Raw genomic sequence first — 2,884 nt, forward strand, 5'->3', positions numbered from 1 at the left:
TTTGCTTGCTCCACAATTTCCACATTTGGTAAATAATTTGGTGGAGTTGCTATCCTGACATTCATCCCTACCATTGCACAACCTAACAGTAAAGAATTTGCCATATTATTACCATCACCAAAATAGCTTAAAGTTAATCCATCTAGTTTGCCAAAACATTCTTGAATAGTCAATAAATCAGCCATTACCTGACAAGGATGTTCCCTATCTGTCAGAGCATTAATGACAGGAATTTGAGTATAACTTGCAAAAGTTTCTAAATCTTTTTGCTCAAAAGTCCTAATAGCTAAAATATCCAAATATCGGCCTAAAACTCTAGCAGTATCAACCAAAGGTTCTCCACGACTAACTTGAGTAACATTAGGATTTAAATCAATAACTTGACCTCCCAATTGATACATTGCCACGGTAAAACTTACCCTAGTTCGTGTCGAAGCTTTAGAAAATAATAACCCCAAGACTTTATTACATTTGAGATTTATTTTACCTGATTTAAGTTTGGCTGCCAGTTGTAAAAGTTCTTTTAATTCATCAGAACTCAAATCTGCTAAACTTAATAAATTTCGTCCTTTTAAACTATCCATAATTTATCGCTAATGTCAGGTTATCAATTATATAGTAATCCTAAATTGCTTGTGACAATTTTTATATAGTTTTTCTGTAAGCATTCAGCTGTCAGCAATCAGCAATCAGCTATTGCTTCTAGTTTTAGATAAAAGCTTTACTAAATTGAGCAGAATTTATACTTAACTATAAAAGCTGGGTTTAAAGTCTATTTTTATTAAAACTCTCTCATGACAGCTAATAGCTGTTTGGGCAGCATTCCGCAGGAAATGCTTACGTTTTTCTCAAGTTACTGAGGTACAGTTGTTTTTCTTCTTTTCTATTTCCTATTAGGGGAAAGAATTAATAATTTATGTGGGATAGTTGATTTTATTTTTTATTATTGGAGATGTCTAATCTAAACTGAAATGACCATACTCCCTAACCTAAAATCATTTTTTAGTCTACTTAAATTAGATTTCGTGGTAATGAGGTACAATTAAAGATTGGGAAATTTTTTGTCTATTCCCTGTTCCTTGTTCCCTAAAATAATAAACATAAGTACCTCACGGGTAGCAGGAAGTGCTTTCATTAATGGATAATTACCTCTCCCTAAAAGAGAGAGGATTGAAAAATACTGATAACTGATAACTGAAATTACCAAGGACTACTAATAAGAGTAAATCCTGACCAATAGAAAGGATGAGAAAAATCTGTTTCTCCCAATACTTGTAAACTCTGAGGCAAAGAAATTTCTCCTCTAGAAAATTTCAATTTTTCCCTAGTTAAATACACATCTCCTTGAATCATTTTAATTTGAGTTTGTCTGATTGTTTCTGCCTTAGTTGGTGCTGTTTTTAACTGTTCATAAAATTCACTCATTAAAGCCAAAGTACCAATATCATTAACGTACCACAAACTTGCTAGTGCAGATTGAACTCCTGCTTGTAAAGCTAATCCTGCAAAACCTAACTCCACATCTCGATCTCCAACGGCTGTTTTACAAGCACTTAAAACTAATAATTCAGCCGGAGGATTGCTCCAATTAATCTCTTGAATTTCGTCTAAATGGAGTTGAGTATCCCAAAGTTGAATATAAGACTGTTCGGGTTTTCCTGGTCGAAATTCCGCGTGAGTTGCTAAGTGAATAATATTAAAAGATTGAGAATAAAGTTGATTTTTTAAGTTTTTTAAGGTGAAGTCCTGATTAAGAAATAATTTTCCAGGCCAACCTCTAGAAAGATTTTTAGGTGAGATATTTTCTCTGAGGTTTCTATTAACAATTGTTGATAGTTCAATTGGAACAGCAGGTAAAGGATTTTGGGTAATAAATTCTGAAGCACCCATTGCCAAAACTCTGGCTTTTTGAATGGGAGTATAATTGGAATCAATTAAATTAAATGCAGGAATAATTGCTAGGCTATATTTCTCTACTAAAAATTGTTTTCCATCATGTAATGCTGCTATTGGTAGAGTACGCAAACCTGTTCCTAAACAAAACAATATTGTGTCTATTTTTTCTTCTTGGAGATTTGCTTCAAAGGGTTTAATTATTGATTGATAAAGTTCTTGAGCCAGACTTAAGTAAGAATTTGTGAACAGCATCTGAGGATTGGTAATTTCATTATTAAATAATTTGACTTTACGAATAAGGCTTTCACGTTTGAGGGAGTCAATATCTTGAACTAGAGGTTTTTTTCCAGGAGAAATCAAAACTAAATGTAAATGTTCAGATTCAGGAATTGCCCAAAAGACTGCAGGTCTTATATTACTTTTTTTGCTAATTTCTAACAATTTTTGAGCAATGTCATCACCCGCTTTTGAAACTTCTGAAATTTCTCGTTCAAAATAATCTTCAAATTCTCTTTCTAGCCTTTGCTCCATTTTCATGACTTTTTCTGATATAGTCAGATTAGAACTGATATTGTATCGGTCTGGCAGATTTACATTTGTTTCTTCAGAAAGGATTTTTTCTGAATTAAAACTAAGTATAATAATTAGGGAAAGAATCGACAAAAAAATTGTTAGACTGGCTTTATATTTGCTCTTAGGAGAGAATAATTTTCGGAACATATAATACTTGGTGTGATTAATTGAACATTTAAAACTAGGTTTAAGGTATTTGTCTACCCTTGGAAAATAATATAGCAATTCCCAAAAAGCGTGAGGTACAAAATTCCTTGGTTTTAGGAAGTAGGGAGTAGGGAGTAGGGGGTAGGGGGCGTTGCTGAATACTGGGATGATTGAGACCGACACGGGGACACGGAGACACGGAGACAGGGGGATGATAGTCGATCCTCTCTTATCAAATCATCCCACAATTATGCAATGCCGAGTAGGG

Annotated in this window: 2 protein-coding genes; both read right to left on the minus strand. The window is 33.6% G+C overall.

Annotated features, from left to right (window positions below; genetic code table 11):
• A partial coding sequence (locus AC3DU7_RS30215; protein ID WP_488042932.1) for a Rossmann-fold NAD(P)-binding domain-containing protein occupies positions 1-584 on the minus strand: 584 nt, incomplete at its 3' end.
• Positions 585-1,200: 616 nt separating this feature from the next.
• Positions 1,201-2,559 (minus strand): CHAT domain-containing protein, encoded by a 1,359-nt coding sequence (locus tag AC3DU7_RS30220; RefSeq protein ID WP_488042933.1) that lies wholly within the window; start codon positions 2,557-2,559, stop codon positions 1,201-1,203.
• Between the last annotated feature and the right edge of the window lie 325 nt (positions 2,560-2,884).

This window comes from Okeania sp. (genome assembly GCF_983059655.1).